We start from the raw sequence: 26,030 nt of genomic DNA, 5'->3' as shown, positions 1-26,030 counted from the left end.
ACGGATATGTCCCCCGCACGTCTGCCGACTCCAACACAGCCGCCGGGTGTGGGGGCGCTCGCAAGAGGTATGTCCAGCCCTGATCCGTTGGCATTTGTCACCGAGCAGCAAGCCTTGTCGGCACCTGGTTCTTTCGCCAACTCGGATCAGGTGACTTTCCAGTGCCGAGAGGCGAACCGGGTTGCTCGAAGTAGCCTGCCGGACATTGCCAACCAGCGGGCCAATAAGCTCGGGAAGGATCCTGCGGCGTTCCAAGCGCGGTTCATTGAGGCGCAACAAATGGTCCAAAGCCGCTGCAGCAGTTTTCGTCTTGAGGTCCCCGCAGACCGCGCTCGCGAAGACGATGTCTATGCGAAGAGCTACAACAAGGCACGTGCCGATCTTTTCAATATCAATGCGAAGACCGGCGAAGCGCTAGTTGAACTCGCCAAACAAGGGCAACTCGCATCGGCAGCAGTGGTATTGGCCGGCCTTCCGCGGTTTCAAGGTGAAGACTTCAGAGCTCCCGAGGACGCGGAAATATTCCGTCGCGCAGTATTGCTTGCCTCCTTCAACGCCACGTCGCTGGAGGCGGAGCGCTCCAACGATCTTCGAACCTTCACCGCCTGCTTGCAGACCGGAATATGCGACGGAAGCTTTGAGAGCTATGCGCTTTCAAAGTGGCCGGAAGGTTCGCCTCAGCGAGAAAAGGCGCTAGTGCTCTCAAAGAGGATGGAGGCCGCGTTCCGTTCCAACTCCGTATCCGCGTGGACCTCAAAACCGTAAAGCCATCGGGCCGGTCCGGGAGTACGGGGCGAGTGGGGCACTGACTCCTGGCGAATGTGGGGTCAGGCGGAGTGTCAGGGTTTGCGAGAAACCGCGTGGACAAACCCGATGGTCCCTCCGCCGGGAATCGAACCCAGATTTGCCGCTTAGGAGGCGGCCGTTCTATCCATTGAACTACGGAGAGCCCACGCAGCGCCCGGGCGGGCGGCTGCGCGAAAGCGGCGGATTCTCGCATGGAAGGAGCGCCTGGCACGCGGCCGCTCGGCCTCGGCCGCGCCACGGGTCTGCTACAGGCCTGCTACAGCCCCGCTACTCCCACTTCCACTGCCAGATCACGTCCAGCCCCTGCTGGTATTCGCTGGCCTGCGCCCGCAGCGTGAAGCGCTGCGCGAGCTTGTAGATGACCTGCCAGGAGCCGGTGGTCGCATTCAACCCGCGCTCGTAGGCGACGAAGACGTTGCGGCTCACCTGCTTGCCCAGCCGCACGACGGTGCCCCGCGCGTCGTCGCCCTCGCCGCTGAAGGACAGCTCGTCCAGGCCGATGTTGTGGATCAGCTTGTCGCTGGCGCTCTCGCCGTCGCCGCTGATCAGCGCCATCGCGGCGCGCTGCATCAGCGCGGTGTCGCTGCGGCCGAGGTTGTCCGGCGAGCGGCCCAGCACCAGCCAGGACAGCTTGTTGGTCTCGCTCATGTCGGGCTCGGAGTAGAGCCGGATCCGCGGGCTGTTGGCCGTGCCGGTCACGGTCACGCCCACGCGCACGTCCTCGTTCTCCATGCCGGGGCGGATCGCCAGCACGTCCAGCCGCGGGTTGTCCAGCGGCCCGACGAAGCTGAACACGCCGCGCTCCACCACCAGCTTCTGGCCGTAGGCGTTGAAGGTGCCGCCTTCGCTGCGGACCTCGCCGGTCATCTGCGGTCTTGGCTGGCCGTCCTGCGCCACATGCAGCAAGCCGCGCAGGCGCGTGTCGATGCCGTAGCCCTTGAGCTGCAGCCGCCGGCCGAGGTCCAGGTCGAGGTCCAGCTTGAGCCGCATCGGCTTGCCGCTGCCGTCCACCGCCTTGGGCGGCGCGCTCTGGCGCACGACCTGCACGTCGCTGTCGAGCTGCGGCGCGTCGCCACGGGAGAAGTCGAAGAGGCCCTCGACGACGACGAACTGGCCCTTCAGGTCCAGCAGCTGCGCGCTGGCCTTGAGCTGCGCGGCGCCGGTGGCGACGACGCGTCGGTCCACGCGCTGCAGCAGCGCGAAGGTGTCCGCCTTCAGCGAGAGCTCGGCGCTGGGCTGGGCGCCGAAGCGCAGCGTGCCGTCCATGTTCACCGTGCCGTTGCCGGCCCGGGCGCTGAACTTCTCCAGCCTGGCCTCGCGGCCGCTCATGGTCAGCGCCAGCTCGCCCTGCTGCATGTCCACGCCCATCAGCGGATTGCGCAGCGAAAGCTTCTGCGCGCCGGCCTGACCGCGGATCTCGGGCGCGCCCAGCGTGCCGCCGAAGCTCAGCGTCGCCGCGAGGCTGCCGCCCAGGCGCCAGCCGGCGGGCAGCCACGGGCCCCAGTTGCCCATGTTGTCGACCTTGGCCTCGATGCCGCCTTCGAGCTTGGCGCCTGGCGTCGGCAGGGCATGCGCGTTGGCGGCGCGGAAGCTCAGGGCGCCGCCGACGGCGCCCATGTTCTCGCCGGCCACGCCCTGCACCAGGTGCCACACGCCCTGGTCGGCGATCACGCCCAGGCGCAGGTCGGTCAAGCCCAGGCGCTGGGTGCTGACTTCGTCGGTGACGGTCAGGTCGCCGCGGGTGCGCTCGATCATTGCGTCCACCGTCAGGCCGCGCGCGTCGCGACGCGACTTGAAGCGGCCTTCGATCTGGAGGTCGCCGCCCCAGCCGAAGTCCGGCTGCAGCTTGTTCAGCACCGGCGCCGCGGCCAGCGGCTCCAGCGCGGCCTGCACGTCCCATTCGCCCGAGGGCAGGTCGGACCGCGACGAGCTCTGCCAGTTCATCCGGTCCCAGCGCAGGCCGGCGCCGAGCAGCTCCATCCGCCCCGGCGCCAGCGCCGCCTGCCGCGGATCGAGGCCGCGGTCGAGCCGCAGCGCCAGTGCCAGCGGCCCGGCCTTGAGCAGCGGCGTCGGCTGCTGGCTGGCTTCCAGCGCGAGCGCCAGGTTGCGGGCCTGCCAGTTCGCGCCCTGGCGCCAGGCCTGCAGCGGATCGGTGTCCAGCGCGCCGTCGAGTGCGAGCCGGGCGCGAGCGCCCTGCGGGTCCAGCGGCACGGTCTGGGCGAGGGTGCCGCCCGCGCCGCTCGCGGCCTGCGCGCGCGCGACCACCTTGGTCGCGGTGGGCTGCGTCAGCACCGGCGGCAGCGGGACCTGGCCCTGCGTGGTCAAGGTCAGGCGATGCTGGGCCCAACTGCCTGACAGCTCGAGCTGCAGGTCGTCCAGCCGCGTGCTCTGCTGCGGCAGGCGCAATTGGCGGAGTTGCGTCGTCCAGGCGAGGCGGGCGTCCTTCAGGCTGGACAGCGACCACTGGCCCGAGGCGGCGTCGAGCTGCAGCGCCGGCCGGCTGCCGGAATTCGCCGGCAGGCCCGGCACGCCGGACAGGCCCAGGCCCTGCAGCTGCCACTTGCCGTCGCTGCCGTACTGCGCCTGGCGGGCGCCGGGCTGGACCAGCACGACGCTGGCCTGCGCCTGGGCGCTGCCGACGATCGTCGCCTGCGGGAAGCGGGCACGCAGCATCGGCTGCAGGCTGGCGAGCTTCGGCGCGTTCAGCTCGATCGAGAGGTCGACCTGTTCGCGGCGGGCCGAGGCGTTGATGCGGCTGCGCGCCTGCAGCGTCGCGTCCGCCAGTTTCAGGTCGGCGAGCAGGTCCGGCGCGGCCGCGCCGTTGCGGCTGTAGCGGAGCTGGCCGCTCAGCGGCAGGCCTTGCCACTGGCTGGGCTGCAGGTCGAACTCGGCCTTGCCTTGCGGCCAGAGGCTGCCGCGCACCGATTGCAGCGTCGCCTGCAGGCGGCCGTTGAGCGCCTGCGGCAGCGCGCCTTCAGCCAGCGGCTCCGCGCTCAGGCGGCGCGGATCCAGCCCCTGCACCGAAGCCTCCAGCCGCGTCTTCCAGCCCTCGGCGAGGGAAAGCGCCTCGTTGAGGGTGAACTCGCCCTCGGCCTTCAGCGTCGCCGGGCCGGAGCGGGCCTGCAGCCGCTGCAGCGCGACGGACCGCTGCCGGAGCTCGGCCGCCAGCGTCACCTCCAGCGGCGCTTGCAGCTTGCCCTGTCCCAGCACGCCGGCCAAGTCGCCCTCGACCGTCAGGACCGGGTCGGCGCCCCGCGCGGCCAGGCTTGCCGGGGTGCCCAGCTTCAATTCGCCGCGGGCCTGGACCAGCGGCCATCGCGCATCGATCTGGCGGCTGTCCAGGCCGGTCAGGCGCAGCGTCAGCGCACTGCCGGCCGATTGGCTGGTCTGGCCGACGGCCTGCAGCCGACCGCCGCCGGCCAGCTGCGCGTCGAGCCGCGGCAGGCGCAGCCGGGTCCAGTTCGACGGGTCCAGCAACAGGTCCAGTTGGAGCGCGCGCAGCGGCAGGCGATCCTGGTCGAGGCGGCCGGCCGCGCCGTTGTCCAGGTCGGCCTTGACGCTCAGCGACCGGTCGGCGTTCGGCGTCATCGTGACCAGGCCGGTCAGGCCGGTGCGCGGCACGCCTTCGGTGCCGGGCAGCAGCGCGGCCAGGTCCAGGTCCTGCGCTCGTGCCTGCAGCTGGGCGACGGGGAAGGGCGCGAAGGCCTGCAGCCGCGCCTGCACCTGCAGCCGCTGCTTCGCCGCCTCGAGCGATCCCTTCAGTGTCAGGTCCGCGAGCGGTCCGTCCAGCTGGAACGGCGCTGTCCACGGCAGCTCGCCGGTGGGCTGGCTCAGCGTCCAGCGGCTGGCGAGCTTCAGGTCGTCGCGCGTCGCGATGCGGGCCTCGCCGGCGAGGGTCAGTCCTTGCCAGGCCAGCGACCTGACCGTCAGCGCGTGCTGCTGGCCGCCGTCGCTGCCCAGCGCCGCGCTGCCGCGCAGGCCGCGCAGGGGCTGGTCGAGGCCGGGCGCGAAGAGCTCGCCGATCTCGAGGTCGGCGATCGTGATGGCCACCGGCGACAGCAGGCTCAGCGGCGGCTTCGCCGGCTCGGTCGACGCGCTGGGCGCCATCTGCACCCGCAGCCGCGCGACGGCCAGCCGGTCCGCCCGGACCTCGCCCCACAGCAGCGGCGACCGGTTCCAGGCCAGCCGCACATTGCGCCACTGCAGCTGCTCCAGGACGATGCGGTCCTCGGTGCCGGGCAACACCAGCTCGGCGCGGTCGACGTCGAAGTCGCCCAGCAGGCGACCACGCGCCTGCTGCAGCGTCAGCCCCGGCACCTTCGCGAGCACGTAGGCCGTGCCGCCTTCCGTCTTCAGCGCCCAGACCAGCGCCAGCAGCAGCAGGCCCACCAGCACCGGCACGGCCAGCAGCACCCACAGCAGGCCGCGGCCGCGTCGCCGACGGCGCAGCCGTCGGGCCGCGTCGCCGTCGTCGGTCGGGTTGGTGGGGCCAGCAGGCACGGGCGCGGCAGCGGGCGTCGTGCCGGAGGGCGCGGGCGGCGGGAGGTCGTCGCGGGGATCGCTCATCGGATTACAGGCTGATCGCCACGCTGAAGTGCAGGCGCCACTTGTCCACCAGGTTGCCCTTGGCGAAGTCGAAGCGCAGCACGCCGACCGGGCTGCGGTAGCGCAGGCCGGTGCCGTAGGCCCAGGCGGGGTGGTAGTCGCCCCAGTTCTGCGCGGCCTGGCCGGCGTCGAGGAAGAGCGCGCCCATCAGCTGCGGGATGCGCGGCGTGAGGGGATGCGAGACCTCGACGCTGCCGTTGAGCAGCACGCGGCCGCCGGTCTGCGCGCCGGTGGAGTTGACCGGTCCGAGGTCGTTGTAGCCGTAGCCGCGCACGCTGTCGTCGCCGCCGGTGCGGAAGCGCAGCGCCTCGGGCAGGCCCAGCTTGCCCTTGGCGAGGATCTGGCCGCCTTCCAGCCGGGTCGAGAACAGCCAGCGGCCCGACAGCGGCGTGTACCAGAACACCTTGCCGGTGGCGCGCGCGAACGGCCCGTTCTTTTCCGACGAGCTGTCGGCCCAGCCGCCGCCCACCGTCATCGTCGCGCTCCAGCCCTTGGTCGGCAGCACCCGCGAGTCCAGCCGGCGCCAGGTCATCTGCTGGTTCAGCGAGACCGCGCCGGCCACCGTCGTCGGGATGTCGGGCTTGTGCTCCCAGGCGCGCAGCACCTCGATGTAGGTCAGCCGGTCCTCGGGCTCGGTCTCCTTGGCGTAGCCGAGCCGGGTGCTCAGGTTGAGGTTGACCTGGTCGTTGTCGTCGATGCGCTCGACCTTCACCAGCGCCAGGCTGCGCTGCATGTTGGGCTGCGGGTGCGAGCTGATCTCGGTGTCCAGCGCCTGGCGCACGCGCGAGAGCTCGAGCTTGCTGCGCTCGCGGATGTTCAGGCCGAAGGGCTTGCGGTGCGTGTATTCGATGCTGGTGCTGGGGCCGTCGACGGTCCGGTAACCGACGCCCAGCGTCACCTGCTGGCGCGCCGCCTCGCGGATCTTGACGGTGACCGGCACCTCCACCGTCTCCGCGCCGGGCGGCGGCGTGACGCTCTCGGGCTGGATCTCGACGCTGGCGCTGTCGAACAGCTGCGTGCCCAGCAGCCGCTCCTGGAAGTCGAGCAGCAGCTTCTCGTTGTAGGGCTGATGCAGCTTGTAGCCGGCCAGGCGACGCACGCTGTCCTCGGGCTGGTGTTTCAGGCCCTCGACCGTCAACTCGCCCAGCGTGAACAGCGGCCCGGTCTCCAGCGTCACGGCGATGTCCACCTGGTTGTCGTCGGCCTGCACGACGGCCTCGCTGTGCGTCATCCGCGCCAGCGGATACCCCTGCGCGCGGGCGCGGGTCAGCAGCGCGTTCTTGGCGGCCGCCCAGTCGCCCTGGCTGAAGCCGGTCTGCGGCTGCAGCAGCCAGCTCTGGGTCAGCGTGCGTTCGAGCGCGCCGGCGATCTTGTCGCCGCGCTCCGCGGCGATCTTGAGCGGCCCCTCGATGCGCAGGTCCATCTGGCGCACCAGCGCGCGCGGGCCGGTCTCGACGATCAGGCGCAGGTTGCGCACGCCGTCGTTCAGGTCGCCCACTTCCTCGGTCCTGACCTTGGCGTTGAAGTAGCCGGCGGTCTCCAGCAGCTTGGTCGCCTGCTCGGGCGCGACGGCGGCGAGCCGGCGCAGCTCGGCGGCGGTCAGGCGCATGTCCTCGGGCGTGTCGCGGAAGCGCGCCAGGTCCAGGTGCTGCATCAGCAGCGCGCGCAGCTCCGGCGGCGCCTCCACGGTCAGCTCGTAGGCGGAGATCCGGCGCCGCGTGACGTTGGGATTGGCCTCGTCCGGCCCCTCGGTGGCGGCGACCTTGAGTTCGGCCTTGCGGTCGGTGGGCAGCAGCGAGCAGCCGCCCAGCATCGCGCCCGCCGCGCCGATCGCCACGATCGGCAGCAGGCGCCGCAGAAGCCGGAGGAACGAGGGCGTCGGTAGCGTCGCCGTCATCGGTTGAGCACGCGCATCGCCTGTTCGAGGCCGCCCATCGTGAGCGGCATCATGCGTTGCTGCATCAGCTGCTGGATCAGCGAGATGCTCTGGCGGTACTGCCAGACCCCGGCCGGCTCGGGGTTGATCCAGACGTGCCTGGTGAAGTGGCTGGTCAGCCGCTGCAGCCATTCGGCGCCGGCTTCCTCGTTGTTGTATTCGACGCTGCCGCCGGGCTGCAGGATCTCGTAAGGGCTCATCGTGGCGTCGCCGACGAAGATCAGCTTGTAGTCGCGGTTGTACTTGTGGATCAGGTCCCAGGTGGAGGTCTTCTCGCTGAAGCGTCGCCGGTTGTTCTTCCAGACGAAGTCGTAGACGCAGTTGTGGAAGTAGAAGAACTCCAGGTGCTTGAACTCGCTCTTGACCGCGGAGAAGAGTTCCTCGACGCGATGCACGTGCTCGTCCATCGTGCCGCCGACGTCCATCAGCAGCAGCAGCTTCACCTTGTTGTGGCGCTCCGGGATCATGCGGATGTCCAGCATGCCGGCGTTGGCGGCGGTCTTGTGGATGGTGTCGTCCAGGTCGAGCTCCAGCTCCGAGCCCTCGCGCGCGAAGCGGCGCAGCCGCCGCAGCGCGACCTTGATGTTGCGGGTGCCCAGCTCGATGCCGTCGTCGTAGTCCTTGTAGGCGCGCTGCTCCCAGACCTTGACCGCGCTGCGCTGGCCGCCCGGGCCGCCGATGCGGACCCCGCGCGGGTTGACGCCGCCGTTGCCGAAGGGGCTGGTGCCGCCGGTGCCGATCCAGCGGCTGCCGCCTTCATGGCGCTCCTGCTGTTCCTCCAGGCGCTGGCGCAGCGTGTCCATCAGCTCGTCCCAGTCCAGGGCCTTGAGCTGGGCGAGCTGCTCGGGCGTGAGCTCGCGTTCGAGCTGCTTGGTGAGCCATTCCTGGGGCAGCGCCTTGAACAGGTCGCCCATCAGTTCCACGCCCTTGAAGTAGGCGGCGAAGGCACGGTCGAACTTGTCGAACAGGGCCTCGTCCTTGACCAGCGCGGTGCGGGCGAGCGCGTAGAACTTGTCGACCGTCGGGCCGCTGCCGCCCTCGGCGCGGTCGTCGAGCACGCCGGCCTTCATGGCTTCGAGCAGGGTCAGGTACTCCTTGACGGAGACGGGCAGCTTGGCGGCGCGCAGCGTGTAGAAGAACTGGATCAGCATGGGCCTCCCCCTGAACTCCGGGGCATCCGGGCATTATCCATGCCGGTTGACCGGTCCGCGGGCGTAGCATCGGCGGCACGCACGGGTCCGCGGCCGCGGGACCGCGGAGCTTCCAACGTTGGGATCGGGTGCATGGATCACGGTCAAGGCCACGGCGACGACAACGCCGAAGTCGAGGCGATGCTGCAGGCGCTGTACGGCGCGGTGCGCGAGGAGCGCGGCCGCTGGGTCGGCAGCTACGAGAACTACCGGCTGACCAGCGCGTTCCAGCCGGTCTACGGCTATCCGCACCGCCGGCCGGTCGGTTATGAGGGCCTGATCCGCGTCGAGGACGACCGCGGCCGGCCCATCACGCCGGTCACCGCCTTCGACGGCGTCGGCAATTTCGACCAGCAGGTCTGGTTGGACCGCCTGTGCCGGCTGCTGCACGTCCACAACTTCGTCGCGCAGCGGCAGCCGGACTGCTGGCTGTTCCTGAACATCCACCCGGCCGTCTTCAACCATGCCGCGCTGCAGGTGCGGATGCTGGCCCGGGCGGTGGAGGTGGTGCATCAACTCGGCCTGCCCACGCACCGGCTGGTGTTCGAGGTGACCGAGGACGTGATGGCGCGCGACGACTCCTTCGAGGACGCGGTCGAGGCGGCGCGCGCGACCGGCTGCCTGCTGGCGCTGGACGACTTCGGCGTCGGCCATTCCAACTTCGACCGTATCTGGCGCATCCGTCCGGAGATCGTCAAGCTGGACCGTTCGCTGCTGGTGCGCGCGCGCGGGTCGCGGCGCATGGCGCGGGCGCTGTCGCAGATGGCGGCGCTGCTGCATGACTGCGGCTCGCTGGTGCTGCTGGAGGGCATCGAGACGACCGAGGACGCGCAGATCGCGATGGATGCGGATGTGGATCTGGTGCAGGGCTTCGCCTTCGGGCATCCGGCGCCGTTCCTGCGCGACGAGGAGGGCGTGTCCGCGCTCGAGGACGTCTGGGGCCTGTTCAACGAGCGCCAGGCGCGGCGGCAGCGGGAACACCAGGACCGGCTGACGCCGTTCCGCAGCGCGCTCGCGCTGGCACTGGGACCGCTGCAGCAGGGCCGGTCGCTGGCCGAGGCGTGCCAGGCCTTCCTGCGGCTCGAAGGCGCGCAGATGTGCTACCTGCTCGACGAGGAAGGGCGCGAACTCGGCCCGCGCGCGGTGCCGGCCTCCGGGCCGGCCGGGATCGATCCGCGCTTCCTGCCGATGGCGCGCGCCGGCGACGCGCGCTGGGCGCGCCGTCCCTATTTCCGCCGCGCGGTTGAGGCGGTCGGCGAGATCCAGGTCACCCGCCCCTACCTGAGCCTGCAAGGCGCGCGGATGTGCGTGACGGTCTCGGTGGCGTACCGGCAGGACGGACGATTGCGGGTGCTGTGCGGGGACCTGGACTGGAACGAGGGCTGAGCCGCCGCCGGCATCGGGACGGCCCCGCCCGCCGGCGCTTCAGGACTCGCGGGCCGACGTCGCCGACGTCATCGACTTCCTGGACTTGGCCGACCTGGTGGTCTTTGGGGCCGCCGGCTTCGCGCCAGCGGGATCGTGCCGGCGCAGCCAATCGAAGAACTCCCCATACCAGAGCTTCGAGTTCCGCGGCTTCATGACCCAGTGGTTCTCGTCCGGGAACCACACCAGCCGGGCGGCGATGCCCTGCGCCTTCAGCGTGTTGTAGTAGGCCAGGCCCTGCGCGTCGGGCACGCGGTAGTCGAGCTGGCCGTGGATGACCAGCGTCGGCGTGTTGAAGTGCTGCGCGTAGCCGATGGGACTTTGCGACGCGACCTTGGCCGGATCCTTCCAGTAGGCCGTGCCCAGCTCCTTCGCATGCCACAGGTAGGCGTCGTTGGCGAACATCGCCGTCCAGTCGTAGCAGCCGGCATGGCAGACGTAGGCCTGGTAGCGGCCGGCCGGCACATGGCCGTTCATCCACGCGACCATGTAGCCGCCATAGCTGCCGCCCGTCGCGAAGACCCGCTTCGGGTCGGCCCAGGGCTGCTGGAGCAGCAGGTCGGTCGCGCGCTCGACGTCCTCCAGCTCGAGCTCGCCCCAGCGGCCGGTGATCGAGTCGGCGAAGCGATTGCCGAAGCTCGACGAGCCGTGGTAGTTCACGCAGGCGACCACGTAGCCCGCCGCCGCCATCGCCTGGTGGTTCCAGCGCCAGTGCCAGCTGTCGCCCATCGCGGTGTGCGGGCCGCCGTGGATCAGGTGCATCAGCGGCGCCTTGGTCTTGCGGCGCGGGTCGAATCCGGGCGGGTAGTAGAGCCACATCTGCACCGGCTCGCCGAGCGCGCCCTCGTACCAGCGCTCCTCGACCGCGCCGAAGGCCAGCGTCGACAGCGACGCGTCGTTGAAGGACTCGATCCGGTGCAGCACCTGTTCCGCGGCATCGCCTTCCCGGTCGACGACGGACAGCCGCGGCGGGAAGCTCGCGCTGTCATGCAGGACGACCAGCGTGCCGGCCTCCAGCGCGAAGGCGCCGACATGGCCGCCCTCGCACAGCGGGAAGGCGTGCAGCGTCTTGACGTCGAAGCGGTAGAGGTGGCGGCGGCCGCGCTCCTCGGCGCAGAAGAGCACGCCCAGGTCGTCCTCGTCCCAGCGCAGCGGCGCGGCGACTTCCTGGTCCCAGTCCTCGGACAGCACCGCCCAGTGGCCATGGGTGTCCAGCACCGCCAGCTGCTGCGGCATCGTGTGCTTCAGCCCCTGGTGACAGGCGACGAACGCGATGTGGTGCCCCGCATGGCTGTACACCGGCGCGACCAGGTCCCAGGCCGGCTCATGCAGCAGCACCTGGACCCGGCCGGAGCGCACCTCGACCTCGGCCAGCGCATTGCGGTGCTCCAGCGTCTTGGGCGTGTTGGGATCGAAGCTGAAGACGATGCGGCGGCCGTCGGGCGAGATGTCGAAGCTGTCGGCATCCGGCTCGGCGCGGCTCAGTTCGTAGTCGGTGCCTTCGAAGAGGTCGCGCACCTGGCCGCTGTCGAGGTCGACGACATGCAGGTGCGGCACGCGGCCCATCGGCAGCGCATGGTCCCAGAAGCGGTAGAAGCCTTCCTCGGTGACATAGGCCGAGTCCTTGCGATCCTTCTCGGCCTGGCGGCGCTGTGCCTGCGCGGCCTGGCCCTTGAGCGAGGGATCGACCCAGGACACGAAGGCCAGGCGCCGGCCGTCCGGGAACCACTTGAAGGCCTCGACGCCGAACGGCATCTTCGTCACGCGGCGCGCCTCGCCGCCGTCGGGCGGGATGACGTACAGCTGCGGGGATTCGTCCTTGTCGCCCTGCTGGTCTCGGCGCGCGATGAAGGCCACGAGGTCGCCCTGCGGGCTCCAGCGCGGCTGGCCGTCCTTCTCGCCGGCGGAGGTCAGCGGACGCGCATCGCCACCCAGCGTGGACAGCAGCCACAGCGAGGTCGCGCCCTGGTTCTTCTCCATGTCGAAGCGCGTCACCGGCACCACGGCCTGGGCGCCGTCCGGCGACAGGCTGGGCGCGCCCAGTCGCGCCAGCGACCACAGCGCGTCGACGTCCAGGGCCTTGAGCGCCATCGCCGCGCGGGCGCGCTTCGTGGTGGCCCGCTTGGCGCGCTTGGCGGTCTCGCCCTTGGCCGTGTCTCGCTTGGCGGTGTCTTGCTTGGCGGTGGTTTTCCTGGACGTGGCCATCAGGCGCTCCGGGGCTTGTCGAGTTGCCACTGCAGGTGGTTGCGCACCGTCGGCCATTCGGCCGCGGTGATGCTGTAGACGCAGGTGTCGCGCAGCGTGCCGTCGGGCATGCGCAGGTGCGAGCGCAGGATGCCGTCGAGCTGCGCGCCCAGCCGCTCGATCGCGCGGCGGCTCTGCGTGTTCAGGCGATGGGTGCGGAACTCCACCGCGATGCAGTCCAGGGTCTCGAACGCATGCTGGAGCAGCAGCAGCTTGCACTGCGTGTTCAGCGCGCTGCGCTGGCAGGAGGCGCGCGTCCAGGTGGAGCCGATCTCGACGCGGCGGTTGGCCGCATCGATGTTCATGTAGGTCGTCATGCCGGCGGCCCGGCCCTGCGCGTCGAAGACGGCGAAGGGATTCATCGTGCCGGCGTCGCGCAGGCCCAGCCGGCGCTCGATCTCGGCGGCCATGCGCTCGGGCGCCGGCACGGTCGTGTACCAGAGCTTCCACAGCGCGCCGTCGTCGGCGGCCTCGGCGAGCGCCTCGCGGTGCGCGGGCGACAGCGGCTCGAGCCGCGCGTGCGGGCCGGCCAGGGTGACCGGCGCGGTGAAGGGAGTGGATGCGGTCATGCGATCGGGCCGACCCCGCGGCCGGCGGTGGAGGGAAGGAGAGGGGCGCTCAGCCCTTGCCGCCGAGCAGCAGCCGGCGCAGCAGCCAGCGGCAGCCGCCCATGCCGGCGAGGATGGTGAGCAGGCCCAGGATCTGCGTCGTGCCCCAGCCGGGCGCGCCGATGAATTCCCAGCCCAGCGCGCGGCCGACCAGCAGGCCGATCACGCCGCCGCCCACGAAGCCCAGCGCGTCCGCCAGCGCGGCGCGCCAGGCGGCATTGAAGTCCTGGCTCATCGCGGCGGCCTCAGCGGTTGCGGCTCTGCATGTAGACGAGCTTCTCGAACAGGGTCAGGTCCTGCTCGTTCTTCAGCAGCGCGCCCACCAGCGGCGGGATCGCGACCTTGTCGTCCTGCGTCTGCAGCGCCTCGGCCGGGATGTCCTCGGCCAGCAGCAGCTTGAGCCAGTCGATCAGCTCCGAGGTCGAGGGCTTCTTCTTCAGCCCCGGCAGCTTGCGCACGTCGTAGAAGGTCTTCAGCGCCGCCGCCAGCAGCTCCTTCTTGAGGCCGGGGAAGTGGACGTCGACGATGGCCTGCATCGTGTCGGCCTCGGGGAACTTGATGTAGTGGAAGAAGCAGCGGCGCAGGAAGGCGTCCGGCAGTTCCTTCTCGTTGTTGGAGGTGATGAAGACCAGCGGCCGGTGCTGGGCGCGCACCCACTCGCGGGTCTCGTAGACGTAGAACTCCATCCGGTCGAGCTCGCGCAGCAGGTCGTTGGGGAACTCGATGTCGGCCTTGTCGATCTCGTCGATCAGCAGCGCCACCGGCGTGTCCGAGGCGAAGGCCTGCCACAGCGTGCCCTGGACGATGTAGTTCGAGATGTCGCGCACCTTGTCGTCGCCGAGCTGGCTGTCGCGCAGGCGCGAGACGGCGTCGTACTCGTACAGGCCCTGCTGCGCCTTGGTCGTGCTCTTCACATGCCACTGCAGCAGCGGCAGTCCCAGGGACTTGGCGACCTCCTCGGCCAGCAGCGTCTTGCCGGTGCCCGGTTCGCCCTTGACCAGCAGCGGCCGCTTCAAGGTGATGGCCGCGTTGACCGCCAGCATCAGATCCGGCGTGGCGACGTAGTCCTGGGAACCTTTGAATTTCATGAGGGGTTTCTCTAGCGCAGCGGTGAAAACCAGTATATAGGGCCCCCCCTATAATCGCGCCGCCCCAAATCCTCGAAGATCGGGACCATGAGAAGACAACTGCAGATCTCCCTCGCGTTGATGCTGGCCGGAAGTGCGTTTGTTGTATCCGCTCAGTCCAACGCCCCTTCGTCGCCCGCGCCGGGACAAGCGCCGGCCGCGACCCCACCCGCCGCGGCAACACCTGGCCCCCAGGCGCCGGTGCAGGCCAAGGTGGCCATGTGCATCGGCTGCCACGGCATCCCGGGTTACCAGGCCACCTTCCCCGAGGTCCACAAGGTCCCGATGATCGCGGGCCAGAACGCCAAGTACATCGCCTCCGCGCTGACCGCCTACGCCAAGGGTGACCGCAAGCATCCGACGATGCGCGGCATCGCGCTGCCGCTGGGCGACAAGGACATCGCCGAGATCTCCGAGTACTACGCCGGCCTGGCCCAGGTCGAGGCGGTGCCGGCCACGGTCGAGGCGCCCGCCGACGTGAAGAAGCTGCTCGACAAGGGCGCCTGCGCCAGCTGTCATGGCGCCAACTTCAGCAAGCCCATCGACGGCACCTATCCGAAGATCGCCGGCCAGCACGCCGACTACCTGTACGTCGCGCTCAAGTCCTACCAGATCCAGGGCAAGCCCTATCACGGCCGCAGCAACGCGGTGATGGCGGGCCAGGTCAAGCAGTTCACCCACGCGGAACTCAAGACGCTGTCCCAGTACCTGGCCAGCTTGCCGTCCGAACTCCGTACAGTCCCGCAGTCCCGGTTCCGCTGAACCGTGGCACGCTGAGGCCGGGCTCCCGGCCGCGGCGCGAAGACAATCACGAACCGCCCCGAGGGGCGGTTTTTTTCATGGTCGCCTGACTGTGCGAGCGCCGGGGAGGGCGCCATACTGTGTTGTCCTGGACGAAAACGCCAGTCATGCTGAAGAAGATTCCGACGTCGGATGTCAAGCTGGGCATGTTCCTGCAGGGGATGGAGGGCTCGTGGTTGTCCCATCCATTCTGGAAGACCAAGTTCGTCCTGACGGACCCCGAGGACCTGAAGGCCTTGAAGGCGAGCGGCGTGCCTTTCTGCTGGATCGACGCCTCCAAGGGGCTGGACGTGGCGCCCCCGGCGGCGGCCCAAGGCGCGGCGCCGGCCGCGCCCGAGGCTCCGGCGGTGGTGCAGGCCGCGCCCCGGCTGGAGCTCGGGACCGCGCCGGCGTCGATGGGCGAGGAGCTCGAGCGCGCGTCGCAGGTCATGCAGCGCTCCAAGCGCGCGGTGATGAACCTGTTCGGCGAGGCCCGGCTGGGCAAGGCGATCGACGCCGAGCAATGCCTGCCCCTGGTGGCCGAGGTGGCCAGTTCGGTGGAGCGCAATCCGTCGGCGCTGATCAGCCTGGCGCGGCTCAAGACCAAGGACGACTACACCTACATGCATTCGGTGGCGGTGTGCGCGCTGATGGTGTCGCTGTCCCGCCAGATGGGCCTGGACGAGGCGCAGACCCGCGAGGCCGGCCTGGCCGGGCTGCTGCACGACGTCGGCAAGATGGCGATGCCGCTGAACGTGCTGAACAAGCCGGGCGCGCTGACCGATGCCGAGTTCGCGATCATGCGCGACCATCCGACGCGCGGCCACGAGATGCTCAAGGAGGGCACCTCGGTGCCCGAGGCGGCGCTGGACGTGGCGCTGCGCCACCACGAGAAGATGGACGGCAGCGGTTACCCCGGCAAGCTCGCGGGCGAGCAGATCAGCCTGCTCTCGCGCATGGGCGCGGTGTGCGACGTCTACGACGCGATCACCTCGAACCGGCCCTACAAGAGCGCCTGGGATCCGGCGTCCTCGCTGGCGCGGATGGCGCAATGGACCGGCCACTTCGATCCGCGCGTGTTCCAGGCCTTCGTCAAGTGCGTGGGCATCTACCCGGTCGGCACGCTGGTGAAGCTGCAGTCGGGCAAGCTCGCCGTGGTGCTGGAGCAGAACGCGACCGCGCTGACGGCGCCGCGGGTGCGGGCGTTCTATTCGACCAAGTCGCAGATGCCGATCCCGACGCAGGTCCTGGACCTGTCCTCGCCCGGGGCGACGGACCGCATCATCGGCCGCGAGGATCCGGCCACCTGGGGCTTCCAGAAGCTCGATGAACTCTGGCAGACGCCGGCGGGGTGAGCGTCGGCGCAGGCGCCAACGGCATGTTTCGGTGGGCGGGCCAGACTCGATTGAGTGGCGGGCTCCGAGTTTCGAGGCGAAGGTCTCCTAGTCGGGGTCATGGTCCTTCCGAACGCGCCGCTCGAAGATGCGGACCTCGCGCCGATGTCTGGCGCTGGAGGGCATCCGATGGCAGTGAGTTGGAAGGATGAAGCGGACGGCGTGGAGAACGATGTCGCCGGGCCGGCGGAAGAGAGCGCGGAACCCGTGTCGCCTCTCATGCCGCCCTATGACGTGGTGACCTACACCGGTGAGGTATCAGTTGCCGGCTATGAACGACTGAGCACCCTGGTTGAGACCGGGAAGACGCACGACGATGTGCTGCTCGTGCTCGAGACGGCCGGCGGTGACCCGGATGCTGCGTTTCGAATCGCACGGGCATTGAGCCACCACTATCGGCAGATGCATGTGCTGATCCCCCGCTATTGCAAGAGTGCGGGGACGCTGATTGCGTTGGGTGCCTCGGCGCTTTACATGGACGACAGGAGCGAACTGGGCCCGCTTGACGTTCAGGTCTTTCGTGGCGACGAGCTGGGGGTGACGAGTTCAAGCCTTGAGCAACTGACGGCGGCCAACATCCTCTTGGCCCAGTTCATGACGGCCTTCCAGGTGTCCTTGCTGGACCTGTCCGAACGTGGCCTCTCCACACGCGTGGCGTCCGAGATTGCCGCGGACATCGCGGCGAAGCTGCTGCGGCCAATGGCGGAGCAGGTGAACCCGCAACGATTGGCCGAGATGCATCGTGCAATGACGATCGCGCATGCCTATGGCCGGCGTCTTGCAGAACGAGGGCGCAACGTCGAGCCGGGCGGTCTGGCCGAGCTGGTTGCTGGCTATCCGTCCCACTCCTTTGTCATCGATCGGAAAGAGGCGCGGCGACTGCTGCGCAACGTCTGGCCCGTGGACGAGGGACTTCGGGCCATCGTGGACCGATGCCGCACTCGCCCACTTGACGACCACGACGGTGGCCCCGTCGTCTCGGTTCATGGTTTCCCATTTGCATTCGAGGGGTGCATCCATGTATGAACGACTCAATCCACTTGATCTGCTGATCCACAGCAAGCGGGAAATGCTCAAACAGATCCTCACCTTGTATCCCGGCCTTTTCGACCTGGATCGCAAGCCGGGGTCGCCGCTCGCCGCGCGGCGGCAGGAGGAGCGGTGGGCCTCATATTCGCAGGAAGGGGCCAGCCCCTGGAGTGCGCGACGCGCTGTTGCGGCAATCCGAGAACCGTCCGGAAAGACCCCGACCACCCGCTGACCACTGCCTGCCTACACTCGGCCGACATTCACAGAGTCGTCGGGAGACCGGGATGACGCGCATGCTCATGCTGCTGGCGCTGTGCGCCGGCGTGGTCGGTGGGGCGGTCGGCGCGGCGTCGACCGCCGCGGCGCAGACGCTGCGCTGGGCCAGCCAGGGCGATGCCCAGACCATGGACCCGCACTCGCAGAACGAGAGCCTGACCAACGGCATGAACTCGCAGGTCTATGAGCGCCTCACCGCCCGCGACCGGCAGCTCAACATCGTGCCGGGTCTTGCCACCGAATGGACGCAGATCGGCCCGCTCGTCTGGCGCTTCAAGCTGCGGCCCAACGTCCGGTTCCACGATGGCTCGGCCTTCACCGCGGACGACGTCGTCTTCTCCCTGCAGCGCGCCAAGGCGCCGACCTCCCAGGTCGCGGTCTACGCCAACGCCGTGGGCACCGCCCGCAAGATCGATGAGCTCACCGTCGAGATCACCCAGCCGCGCTTCAATCCGATCTTCCTGCAGCACCTGGACCTGCTGTTCATCATGAGCAAGTCCTGGAGCGAGCAGCACAAGGTCACGCGCCCGCTCAGCTTCAAGGACAACGAGGAAAGCCACGCCAGCTTCAACGCCAACGGCACCGGCCCCTTCATGCTGGTGCGCCGTCAGCCCGGCATCCGCACCGTCTACAAGCGCAACCCGAACTGGTGGGGCCGCTTCGAGGGCAACGTGCAGGAGGTCCAGTTCACGCCGATCTCCAACGACGCGACGCGGCTGGCCGCGCTGGTGTCGGGCGAGATCGACCTGCTGCTGGACCCCGCGCCGCGCGACGTCCCGCGGCTGCGCGCCACGCCCGGCGTGCAGGTGCTGGAGGGGCTCGAGAACCGCCTCGTCTTCATCGGCATGGACCAGGCGCGCGACACGCTGGTGTACGGCCGCGCGCCGGGCGGCAGAAACCCGTTCCAGGACCTGCGCGTGCGCCGCGCGATGTACCAGGCCATCGACATCGAAGCCATCCACAAGCGCCTGATGAACGGGCTGTCGCAACCCACCGGCGGCCTCACGCCGTCACCGCTCGGCGCATATGACGATCCGGCACTCGAGACGCGCCTGCCGTTCGACCTCGCCGCCGCCCGCAAGGGCATGGCCGATGCCGGCTATCCCGACGGTTTCGAGGTCACGCTGGACTGCCCCAACAACCGCTACGTCAACGACGAGGGCATCTGCCTGGCGCTCGCCTCGATGTGGGCGCAGATCAAGCTCAAGGTGAAGGTCAACGCGATGCCGCGGGTGCTCTATTTCCCCAAGCTGGAGCGCTACGAGACCAGCCTCTACCTGATGGGCTGGGGCGGCGCGATCACCGATGCCGAGACCATCCTGACGCCGGTCTACCGCAGTGACGACAAGGCCTCCGGCGCCGGCTTCTACAACTACGGCCGCTCGCGGAATCCGAAGTTCGACCAGCTCGCGGCCGCGTCCTCGGCCGAGGCCGATCCGGTCAAGCGCGAGGCGCTCATCAAGGCGGCGCTGCAGGAGTACCGCGAGCAGCTGCACGTGCTGCCGCTGCATCGCCAGGCCGCGCCCTGGGCGCTGCGCCAGGGCGTGAAGGCGGTGCATCGCGCCGACAACTGGCTGGACTACGCCTGGATCACTGTGCCGAAGTGAGCCTTGCCCAGCGGCGCGGCGTCGATGGTGCGGATGCGCCTAACATCCGCCGCCTGCCTCCTGCGCCGTCATGACCGCGACCTTCGATCCCTCATTCCCGTCGACCTCCTCTTCGCTGAGCCCGACCAGCCCGGCCAGCCCGGCCTCGTCCCCGACGACGGCCGCCCCGGCCCAGCGGCAGTGGCTGGCCCGCCTGGGCGCCGACTACCGCCTCGAGCGAGGGCGTTGCGTCGTCAGCCATGAGCACGACGGACCGTTGCGCCTGCTCAAGAGCCTTTACCCGGAAGGCGACGCGATCTGCCACAGCGTGCTGGTCCATCCGCCCAGCGGGCTGGTCGGCGGCGACACCCTGGACATCGCGGTGACGGTCGGCGAGGGGGCGCATGCGTTGGTGACCACGCCCGGCGCGACGCGCTTCTACCGCAGCCCGGACGGCGCGCCCGCCACGCAGCGCGTGCGGGCGACGCTGGGCGAGGGCGCGCGCCTGGAATGGCTGCCGCTCGAGGCGATCGCCTACCCCGGCTGCGAAGCGGTCAACGAGGCGCGCTTCACGCTGGCGCCGACGGCCGAATTGCTGGCCTGGGACATCACCGCGCTCGGGCTGCCCGGCGCGGGGCAGCCGTTCTCGAGTGGCCGCTTCCTGCAGCACCTGGAGATCCCCGGCGTCTGGCTGGAGCGCGGCCGGCTGGACGCGGTCGACGCGCTGCTGATGGACGGCGAGCTCGGCCTGGCCGGGCAGCGTTGCCTGGGCACCCTGGTCTTCGCCAGCGGCGCCGCGCTGGATCGCGATCGCCGTGAACGCGCGCTGGACGCGGTGCGCGCGTTGATCGACGCCGATCCGCTGCGCGCGAGCGCCGGCGCGACCGCCGCGCAGGACGGTGTGCTGGTGGTGCGGGTGCTGGGACCGGTGGTCGAGCCGGTCGCGCTGCTGCTGCGGCGTTGCTGGGCCGCCTGGCGTCACGCCTTGTGGGACCTGGACGGCACCACGCCCCGCTTGTGGGCGATGTAGCCGGGCCCTCGCCGCGCGGGCCGCATCCCTCGGAGAGGGGACGGCGATTCATGTCGGTGTGGCAACGATGTCTCAGATTGGTAGCCAGCGCCCTGGCGCTGCGCTTAGCATGGCCGCTCCACGTCCGGTCTCCAGGGGAGGTGATCGCATGGCTTCACGTACCGCTTCGTGCAGTTGCGGCCAATTGAAGATCGTGGTGCAGGGTGAGCCGTTGGGAACCGGCCTCTGCCACTGCCTGGCGTGCCAGCGCCGCACGGGCAGTGTCTTCGCGGCGCTGGCGGCCTTTGCCGAACCTTATGAGGTCATCGGCATCGCGACCGAATTCGTGCGCGCCGGCGACCGGGGCGCCCGATTCCGATTCCATTTCTGCCCGGTGTGCGGCAGCACCGTCTTCCACACGGAGGAGGGGGTCGAGGGATCGGTCGGCGTGGCGGTGGGGGGATTCGGGGATCCGGATTTCCCGCCGCCGCAGGACTCGGTCTACACCTGCCGCATGCATGGCTGGGTCCGGCTGCCGCAGGACGTCCGGGCCTACGACCGCGATCCGATGTAGCGCCGCGGCGTTGACCGCATCGATCCCGGGCACCACGCCTCCGCCATGACTCTTCGGCGAGGCGCCCGGGCCGATGGGGCGGGACTCAACGGCAGGTAGCGGCTTCCGGCGGCTTCAGGCGGCGTCAAGCAGCCTCAGGCGGCCAGGCGCAGGTCGGGACGGACGACACGTGCCTCCGCCACGGGGCGCAGCGGCTGCGCCAGTCGCAGCAGGTGGCCCGGTTCGCTCAGGAAGCGCATGCGCTCGGCGTTGCTCATCGCGTCGAGGGCACCAGGCTGTGCGCTCAACTGCTCCAGGCGCTGGCGACGCACCTGCGCGCGCATGCCCTGGCCCACGTCGCGGCGGCCCATCGCCTCGGCCGCCAGCGCGGTCAGGCGGCGGCTGGCGAGCAGGTCGGCGAAGCCGGGAAGGTGGCGTTCCTGGCGGCCATAGGCCCAGGCGTTGCGCAGCACGGTCGGGGTCTGGCTCTCTTCGGGGATCAGCAGCAGGCCGGCGCGGCGCATGCGCTCGCCCAGGCGGGCGCGGCTGGACAGCACGGTGATCGGCGCGGCCAGCAGCAGCGGCAGCGCGATCGGCGCGATCCAGATCAGCGTCGACGGGCTCAGCGCGCCGATCGCCGCGGCGATCACCGCAGTGATCGCGCTGATGCGGCCGTAGGCGGCGAAGGCCTCGCGCCAGGACACGTCCTCGGCGGCCCGCGGCGGCGACTTCCAGTCCAGCGAGATGCCGGTCAATGCGACCACGCAGAAGATCGAATGGGCGACCATGCGCAGCGGCGCCTGCAGCAGCGACATGCCGGCCTCGGTGGCGCAGGAGGCCAGCAGCTTCAGCGTGCCGCCGTACTGCGACTGCTCGCCGCGCAGGATCAGCGCGGCCACCGACAGCAGGCGCGGCAGCACCAGCATGCCGATCGTGCCTAGCCACAGCGCGGCCACGCCCGGGGCCAGCGAACCGTCTTCCATGAAGGGCTGGAAGGCCTCGTTGCCGCCGACGTTCCACAGCAGCACGCCCAGGCCCACGTACAGCAGCCACAGCGGCGCGGCGAGGTAGGACAGCGCGCCGGTGACCAGCATCGCGCGGTGCACGCCGTGCAGGCCGGGCTCGGCGATCAGACCGGCGTTCTGGATGTTGCCCTGGCACCAGCGGCGGTCGCGCTGCAGCTCGGCCAGCAGGTGCGGCGGCTGCTGTTCATACGAACCCGGCAGGTCCGCCACCAGCCACACCTGGTAGCCGGCGCGACGCATCAGCGCGGCCTCGACGAAGTCGTGCGACATGATCTCCTTGCCGCGCAGCGGGGCCAGGGCGCAGTGCTTCATGAAGGGCTCGACGCGGATGATCGCGTTGTGGCCCCAGTAGTGCGCCTCGCCCAGCTGCCAGAACTGCATGCCGGCGGCGAACAGGCGCCCCGTCACGCGGCTCGCGAACTGCTGCGCGCGGGCATGCGGCGTGTCGTGGCCGCAGACCTGGTTGGCGGCCTGCAGGATGCCGGCGCGCGGGTTCTTTTCCATCAGGCGCACCAGGCCCAGCAGGCAGTCGCCGCTCATGACGCTGTCGGCGTCCAGCACCACCATGTAGCGGTAGTTGCGGCCCCAGCGGCGGCAGAAGTCGGCCACGTTGCCCGCCTTCTTCTTCACCCGGCGCTGGCGCCAGCGGTAATGGATGCGGCCGCGGCCGGCGAACTGCGCGCGCAGCTCGGCCCAGGCGGCCAGCTCCTGCGTGCGGCATTCCGGATCGGAGCTGTCGGACAGGATGTAGACGTCGAACAGCCGCAGCGCGCCGGCCGCCGCGAGCGACTCGCAGCTGGCGCGCAGGCCGGCGAAGACGGTGGTGACGTCCTCGTTGCAGATCGGCATGACCAGCGCGGTGCGGGCGTCGGCGCCCAGCGGCTCGTTGCCGGCGTCCTTGATCGAGATGGCGTGACGGTCGCCGCGCAGCATCACCCAGAAGCCCATCACCGCGGTGACGCAGCCGGCGCTGACCCAGGCGAAGAGCAGGGCGAACAGCGCCAGGTGCACGCACTGCAGCGCGAAGGCCCAAGGGTCGCTGGCCCAGCCGTTGTGGGTCTGCCAGAGCACGCCGGTGGCCAGCGCGGTGGCGCCGGCGATGGACAGCTTGAGCGCGTTGCGCCGGTTCCGGGCCGCGGTTTCCCAGGCCTGAGGCGGCTCGGAGGCCGGCAGCGACTCGACCGGCGGCGTGCGCTGGCCCCAGGGCCGCGGCACCATCGCGCCGCGCTTGATGGCCGGCGCGCTCGGGCCGACCGGACCGGGGGCCGAGGCGGCGGGATGCAGGGCGGAATGCGTCATGTCGGGCTCCTTCACTGGGGAGGAAGAATCAGGCTCCAGGTCTCGGTGAGGACCTGCTGCTTCGTCTGGAGGAAGCCGCGCAGCTCGGTCGACTGACCGGGGCGCAACTGCTTGATGCGGACGGCCATGCGCCAGCCGCCGGTGACCGGATTCGGATAGGCGTTGACCTCGGTCACCTCGCCGTTGGCGTTGGTGCTGGCGATGGCCTTGACCTCGGCGCCGGGCTGCAGCGCGGCCAGCGACGGGCCTTCGAAGTCGACGATGAACTGCTGCTCGTTCTTGTCGAGCTTGGCGTAGCTGTAGCCGGTGCGGGTCTGCACCGCCCAGGCGCCGGGCGGACGCTGCTGCTGCTCGCCCTGCAGGTGCAGGCGGTACGAGTAGTCCAGCGGCTGGCCCGGGGCCGGCTGCTTCGCCGGGACCCAGTAGGCGACGATGTTGTCGTGGGTCTCGTCGGGCGTGTGCAGCGACATCAGCTCGACCCGGCCCGGCCCCCAGTCGCTGGTGGGCTCGACCCAGGCGGAGGGCCGCATCTCGTAGCGGGCCTCGGTGTCCTCGTAGCTGGAGAAGCGGCGGTCGCGCTGCATCAGGCCGAAGCCCTTCACGCCCGGCAGCGTGAACGAGGTGGTCAGCGTGCCATTCGGATTGATCAGCGGGCGCCAGATCCACTCGCCGCTGCTGCTGGCGACCATCAGGCCGTCGCTGTCATGGACCTCGGGCCGGAAGTCGCCCTTCTGCGGCTGGTTCTCGCCGAACAGGTACATCGAGGTCAGCGGCGCCAGCGCCAGCGTCGCCACCGGGGCGCGCATGAACAGGCGCACGCGGGTCTCGACGACGGTCTCGGCGCCGGGCTTGATGACGAAGGTGTAGGCACCGCTGGCGCGGGGCGAGTCCATCAGCGCATGCACGGTCAGCGTCTTGGCGTCGGCGCCGGGGCGCTCGATCCAGAACTCGCTGAAGCGCGGGAATTCCTCGCCCTTGCCGCCGACCGTGTCGATGGCCAGGCCGCGTGCCGACAGCCCGTAATGCTGGTTGGCGCCCAGCACGCGGAAGTAGCTCGCGCCCAGGAAGACGGCGAGCTCGTCCTTGTACTTGTCGTTGTTGAGGTGGTAATGCGCGCGGAAGCCGGCGTAACCGACATCGCCCCACTTGCCCGGCGAGAGCTGGCTGTTCTTGCCGTAGTCGAAGTCCTCGCGCTTGAACGGGACCGGCCGGGCCTGGCCGCCGACGATCTCGTTGATGCGCACGGCCTGGGTCTGGTAGTGGCCCAGGTGGAAGAACATCAGCTCGAAGGGCAGCCGCTCCTGGCGCCACAGCGCGCGATCCGGCTTGAAGCGGATGTCGCGCATCTGGTCGTAGTTGAGCTGCTTGAGCTCGGCCGGCAGGTTGTCCGGCGGCGCGACGTAGGGCTTGGCCGCCAGCCCCTTGGCGCGTTCGGCGATCTCGTCGAAGCCGAAGGCCTGGGCGGCGGAGGCCGCGGCCAGCAGGGCGGCGCCGACGGCCAGCCCGATGAACGATCCGATCCACCGACGTTGGTCAGCCTGGCGGCGAGCGCTGGTCGCCGGGATGCGGGCCTGAGGGGTGAGGGCGTGAATAGTTCGCATGTGGCGGGCCTTTCTGCAAGGCCCGTGCCACCGGCGATTTCTCTTTCAGATCAACAACTTACGCGTTTTGTGCGCTGCCGCACCGTGAATTTTCTGTCGCCGGGCGGCGACGCTGACGGTGGGTTTTTCTGCAAGTTGTTGATTTTGAATGAATTTTCTTGTCGCTATTCGGCGACAGGTCCTTCGGACCGGAACATCGAGGGCTCCAGTCCGTTGCGCTGCAGCAAGCGGTAGAACTCGGTCCGGTTGCGGTCGGCGAGCCGCGCGGCATCGGCGACGTTGCCGTCGGTGAGCTTGAGCAGGCCGACCAGGTACTCCCGCTCGAAACGCTGTCGCGCCTCCGCGTAAGGAAGTACTTCGACGCTGGGCGAGCGCAGCGCGCGCTGCACCAGCGAGAGCGGGATCAGCGGCGAGGTCGCCAGCGCGCTCACCTGCTCGACGACGTTGTGGAGCTGGCGCACGTTGCCCGGCCAGGAGGCCATCGTGAGCGCCTTGAGCGCGTCGGGCGCGAAGCCGTTGAGGCGCTTGTCGTACTTCAGCGCGAGCTTCTGCAGGAAGTGCTGCGCGAGCAGCGGGATGTCCTCGCGGCGCTCGGCCAGGCTGGGCAGCGTCAGGCTGACGACGTTGAGCCGGTAATAGAGGTCCTCGCGGAATTGGCCTTCGGCGAGCGCGGCCTCCAGGTCGCGGTGGGTGGCCGACAGGATGCGCACGTCGATCGGCACCGATGCGCTGGCGCCGACCGGGCGCACCTGGTGTTCCTGCAGCACGCGCAGCAGCTTGACCTGCAGCGGCAGCGGCATGTCGCCGATCTCGTCCAGCAGCAGCGTGCCGCCGTCGGCGGCCTGGAAGAGGCCGCGGTGGTTGGCCAGCGCGCCGGTGAAGGCGCCCTTGACGTGGCCGAACAGTTCCGATTCGAGCAGCGGCTCCGGGATCGCGCCACAGTTGACGGCAACGAAGGGCCGCTTGGCGCGCGGGCTGGCGGCATGGATCGCGCGGGCCAGCAGCTCCTTGCCGGAGCCGCTCTCGCCGCGGATCAGCACCGGAGCCTGCGAGGCCGCGACCAGGCGCGCCTCGGCCAGCACCTCGGCCATCACGTTGGAGCGGCTGACGATGGACTCGCGCCAGGCCTGGTCGGGGCTGTCGTCCTGGTGGACCGCGGTGAGGGTCAGGGCTTGCGCGATGGTGTCCAGCAGGGCGCGACCGTCGAAGGGCTTGGTCAGGTAGGTGTAGACGCCCTGCGCGGTGGCGGCGACCGCGTCCGGGATGGTGCCGTGCGCGGTCAGCAGGATCACCGGCAGCGCGGGGTGGCGCTCGCGGATGGTGTTGAACAGCGCCAGGCCGTCCATGCCGGGCAGCTGCACGTCGCTGAGCACCAGCGCGGGGCGTTGCACGTCCATCTGCGCCAGCGCGGCCTCGGCGCTGCCCACGGCGGTGACGTCGTAGCCGGCCGCCTCCAGCCGCATCGACAGCAGCTTCAGCAGGTCGGCGTCGTCGTCGACGATGAGGAGTCGCGCGCCTGCGCTCATGCGCTTGCCT

Annotated in this window: 19 protein-coding genes and 1 tRNA gene; 9 read left to right on the top strand and 11 right to left on the bottom strand. The window is 69.9% G+C overall.

Annotated elements, in window-relative coordinates:
* The first annotated feature begins 87 nt into the window (after window positions 1-87).
* On the top strand, window positions 88-765 hold the full coding sequence (locus BM393_RS25260) for a hypothetical protein (protein ID WP_217648437.1): 678 nt from the start codon (window positions 88-90) through the stop codon (window positions 763-765).
* Between the two features lie 109 nt (window positions 766-874).
* Here the strand turns inward: BM393_RS25260 and BM393_RS12050 are convergent.
* From BM393_RS12050 to BM393_RS12035, 4 genes are all read right to left on the bottom strand, one after another.
* Window positions 875-949 (bottom strand) — tRNA-Arg (locus BM393_RS12050).
* A gap of 125 nt (window positions 950-1,074) precedes the next feature.
* Window positions 1,075-5,373: a translocation/assembly module TamB domain-containing protein gene (locus BM393_RS12045; protein WP_091725744.1), complete on the bottom strand. Its 4,299-nt coding sequence runs from the start codon at window positions 5,371-5,373 to the stop codon at window positions 1,075-1,077.
* A gap of 4 nt (window positions 5,374-5,377) precedes the next feature.
* Window positions 5,378-7,309 carry an autotransporter assembly complex family protein gene (locus tag BM393_RS12040; protein WP_091725740.1) on the bottom strand — a complete coding sequence of 644 codons (1,932 nt, stop codon included), beginning with the start codon at window positions 7,307-7,309 and terminating at the stop codon, window positions 5,378-5,380.
* On the bottom strand, window positions 7,306-8,499 hold the full coding sequence (locus BM393_RS12035) for a VWA domain-containing protein (protein WP_091725736.1): 1,194 nt from the start codon (window positions 8,497-8,499) through the stop codon (window positions 7,306-7,308). Before BM393_RS12035 ends, BM393_RS12040 begins: the two co-directional genes overlap by 4 nt.
* 132 nt (window positions 8,500-8,631) lie before the next feature.
* Between BM393_RS12035 and BM393_RS12030 the strand changes: the two genes are divergently transcribed.
* Window positions 8,632-9,924 carry an EAL domain-containing protein gene (locus BM393_RS12030; protein WP_175538316.1) on the top strand — a complete coding sequence of 431 codons (1,293 nt, stop codon included), beginning with the start codon at window positions 8,632-8,634 and terminating at the stop codon, window positions 9,922-9,924.
* Between the two features lie 39 nt (window positions 9,925-9,963).
* Here the strand turns inward: BM393_RS12030 and BM393_RS12025 are convergent, their stop codons facing one another.
* The 4 genes from BM393_RS12025 to BM393_RS12010 are packed head-to-tail and all read right to left on the bottom strand — an operon-like array spanning window position 9,964 to window position 13,903.
* Window positions 9,964-12,168 carry a S9 family peptidase gene (locus BM393_RS12025; protein WP_254783432.1) on the bottom strand — a complete coding sequence of 735 codons (2,205 nt, stop codon included), beginning with the start codon at window positions 12,166-12,168 and terminating at the stop codon, window positions 9,964-9,966.
* Window positions 12,168-12,776 carry a GNAT family N-acetyltransferase gene (locus tag BM393_RS12020; protein WP_091725728.1) on the bottom strand — a complete coding sequence of 203 codons (609 nt, stop codon included), beginning with the start codon at window positions 12,774-12,776 and terminating at the stop codon, window positions 12,168-12,170. The genes BM393_RS12025 and BM393_RS12020 overlap by 1 nt, the downstream gene beginning before the upstream one ends.
* 49 nt (window positions 12,777-12,825) lie before the next feature.
* The gene (locus BM393_RS12015) at window positions 12,826-13,050 is read right to left on the bottom strand and encodes a hypothetical protein (RefSeq protein WP_091725725.1); all 225 of its coding nucleotides are present in this window, start codon (window positions 13,048-13,050) and stop codon (window positions 12,826-12,828) included.
* Window positions 13,051-13,060: 10 nt separating this feature from the next.
* The gene (locus BM393_RS12010; protein WP_091725722.1) at window positions 13,061-13,903 is read right to left on the bottom strand and encodes a MoxR family ATPase; all 843 of its coding nucleotides are present in this window, start codon (window positions 13,901-13,903) and stop codon (window positions 13,061-13,063) included.
* 87 nt (window positions 13,904-13,990) lie between these two features.
* Between BM393_RS12010 and BM393_RS12005 the strand changes: the two genes are divergently transcribed.
* The 7 genes from BM393_RS12005 (at window position 13,991) to BM393_RS11980 (ending at window position 20,590) form a co-directional block, all read left to right on the top strand.
* On the top strand, window positions 13,991-14,704 hold the full coding sequence (locus BM393_RS12005) for a c-type cytochrome (RefSeq protein ID WP_254783431.1): 714 nt from the start codon (window positions 13,991-13,993) through the stop codon (window positions 14,702-14,704).
* Window positions 14,705-14,850: 146 nt separating this feature from the next.
* Window positions 14,851-16,077, top strand: a complete 1,227-nt coding sequence (locus tag BM393_RS12000; protein WP_091725714.1) for an HD-GYP domain-containing protein — start codon at window positions 14,851-14,853, stop codon at window positions 16,075-16,077.
* 99 nt (window positions 16,078-16,176) lie between these two features.
* Window positions 16,177-17,142, top strand: a complete 966-nt coding sequence (locus BM393_RS11995; protein ID WP_091725710.1) for an SDH family Clp fold serine proteinase — start codon at window positions 16,177-16,179, stop codon at window positions 17,140-17,142.
* Window positions 17,135-17,377, top strand: coding sequence for a hypothetical protein (locus tag BM393_RS25255; protein ID WP_141225318.1), 243 nt, complete (start codon window positions 17,135-17,137; stop codon window positions 17,375-17,377). The genes BM393_RS11995 and BM393_RS25255 overlap by 8 nt, the downstream gene beginning before the upstream one ends.
* Before the next feature lie 52 nt (window positions 17,378-17,429).
* On the top strand, window positions 17,430-19,028 hold the full coding sequence (locus BM393_RS11990; protein ID WP_254783430.1) for an ABC transporter substrate-binding protein: 1,599 nt from the start codon (window positions 17,430-17,432) through the stop codon (window positions 19,026-19,028).
* A 70-nt stretch (window positions 19,029-19,098) separates the two neighbouring features.
* Entirely contained in the window at window positions 19,099-20,037 is a 939-nt protein-coding gene (locus BM393_RS11985; RefSeq protein ID WP_091725705.1) for an urease accessory protein UreD, read from the top strand.
* A 148-nt stretch (window positions 20,038-20,185) separates the two neighbouring features.
* A complete protein-coding gene (locus BM393_RS11980; protein WP_091725702.1) occupies window positions 20,186-20,590 on the top strand; it encodes a GFA family protein in 405 nt (134 codons plus the stop codon).
* 134 nt (window positions 20,591-20,724) lie between these two features.
* Here BM393_RS11980 and mdoH read toward each other — a convergent pair whose 3' ends face one another.
* The 3 genes from mdoH to BM393_RS11965 form a co-directional block, all read right to left on the bottom strand.
* Window positions 20,725-22,893: a glucans biosynthesis glucosyltransferase MdoH gene (gene mdoH / locus BM393_RS11975; RefSeq protein WP_091725699.1), complete on the bottom strand. Its 2,169-nt coding sequence runs from the start codon at window positions 22,891-22,893 to the stop codon at window positions 20,725-20,727.
* 11 nt (window positions 22,894-22,904) lie between these two features.
* On the bottom strand, window positions 22,905-24,494 hold the full coding sequence (locus BM393_RS11970) for a glucan biosynthesis protein G (RefSeq protein WP_175538315.1): 1,590 nt from the start codon (window positions 24,492-24,494) through the stop codon (window positions 22,905-22,907).
* Between the two features lie 164 nt (window positions 24,495-24,658).
* The gene (locus BM393_RS11965; protein ID WP_091725694.1) at window positions 24,659-26,020 is read right to left on the bottom strand and encodes a sigma 54-interacting transcriptional regulator; all 1,362 of its coding nucleotides are present in this window, start codon (window positions 26,018-26,020) and stop codon (window positions 24,659-24,661) included.
* Between the last annotated feature and the right edge of the window lie 10 nt (window positions 26,021-26,030).

It is taken from the genome of Mitsuaria sp. PDC51 (genome assembly GCF_900113225.1).
Taxonomy (GTDB): Bacteria; Pseudomonadota; Gammaproteobacteria; order Burkholderiales; family Burkholderiaceae_C; genus Roseateles.
Note: the sequence above shows the minus strand (reverse complement) of the source record. Positions and strands in the feature narration are given on the sequence as shown.

Bases quoted from the DNA above. Each gene is read 5' to 3' on its own strand.
- BM393_RS12045 (WP_091725744.1), bottom strand. From the start codon at position 5,373: ATGAGCGATCCCCGCGACGACCTCCCGCCGCCCGCGCCCTCCGGCACG.
- BM393_RS12040 (WP_091725740.1), bottom strand. From the start codon at position 7,309: ATGACGGCGACGCTACCGACGCCCTCGTTCCTCCGGCTTCTGCGGCGC.
- BM393_RS12035 (WP_091725736.1), bottom strand. From the start codon at position 8,499: ATGCTGATCCAGTTCTTCTACACGCTGCGCGCCGCCAAGCTGCCCGTC.
- BM393_RS12030 (WP_175538316.1), top strand. From the start codon at position 8,632: ATGGATCACGGTCAAGGCCACGGCGACGACAACGCCGAAGTCGAGGCG.
- BM393_RS12025 (WP_254783432.1), bottom strand. From the start codon at position 12,168: ATGGCCACGTCCAGGAAAACCACCGCCAAGCAAGACACCGCCAAGCGA.
- BM393_RS12020 (WP_091725728.1), bottom strand. From the start codon at position 12,776: ATGACCGCATCCACTCCCTTCACCGCGCCGGTCACCCTGGCCGGCCCG.
- BM393_RS12015 (WP_091725725.1), bottom strand. From the start codon at position 13,050: ATGAGCCAGGACTTCAATGCCGCCTGGCGCGCCGCGCTGGCGGACGCG.
- BM393_RS12010 (WP_091725722.1), bottom strand. From the start codon at position 13,903: ATGAAATTCAAAGGTTCCCAGGACTACGTCGCCACGCCGGATCTGATG.
- BM393_RS12005 (WP_254783431.1), top strand. From the start codon at position 13,991: ATGAGAAGACAACTGCAGATCTCCCTCGCGTTGATGCTGGCCGGAAGT.
- BM393_RS12000 (WP_091725714.1), top strand. From the start codon at position 14,851: ATGCTGAAGAAGATTCCGACGTCGGATGTCAAGCTGGGCATGTTCCTG.
- BM393_RS11995 (WP_091725710.1), top strand. From the start codon at position 16,177: ATGGTCCTTCCGAACGCGCCGCTCGAAGATGCGGACCTCGCGCCGATG.
- BM393_RS25255 (WP_141225318.1), top strand. From the start codon at position 17,135: ATGTATGAACGACTCAATCCACTTGATCTGCTGATCCACAGCAAGCGG.
- BM393_RS11990 (WP_254783430.1), top strand. From the start codon at position 17,430: ATGACGCGCATGCTCATGCTGCTGGCGCTGTGCGCCGGCGTGGTCGGT.
- BM393_RS11985 (WP_091725705.1), top strand. From the start codon at position 19,099: ATGACCGCGACCTTCGATCCCTCATTCCCGTCGACCTCCTCTTCGCTG.
- BM393_RS11980 (WP_091725702.1), top strand. From the start codon at position 20,186: ATGGCTTCACGTACCGCTTCGTGCAGTTGCGGCCAATTGAAGATCGTG.
- mdoH (WP_091725699.1), bottom strand. From the start codon at position 22,893: ATGACGCATTCCGCCCTGCATCCCGCCGCCTCGGCCCCCGGTCCGGTC.
- BM393_RS11970 (WP_175538315.1), bottom strand. From the start codon at position 24,494: ATGCGAACTATTCACGCCCTCACCCCTCAGGCCCGCATCCCGGCGACC.
- BM393_RS11965 (WP_091725694.1), bottom strand. From the start codon at position 26,020: ATGAGCGCAGGCGCGCGACTCCTCATCGTCGACGACGACGCCGACCTG.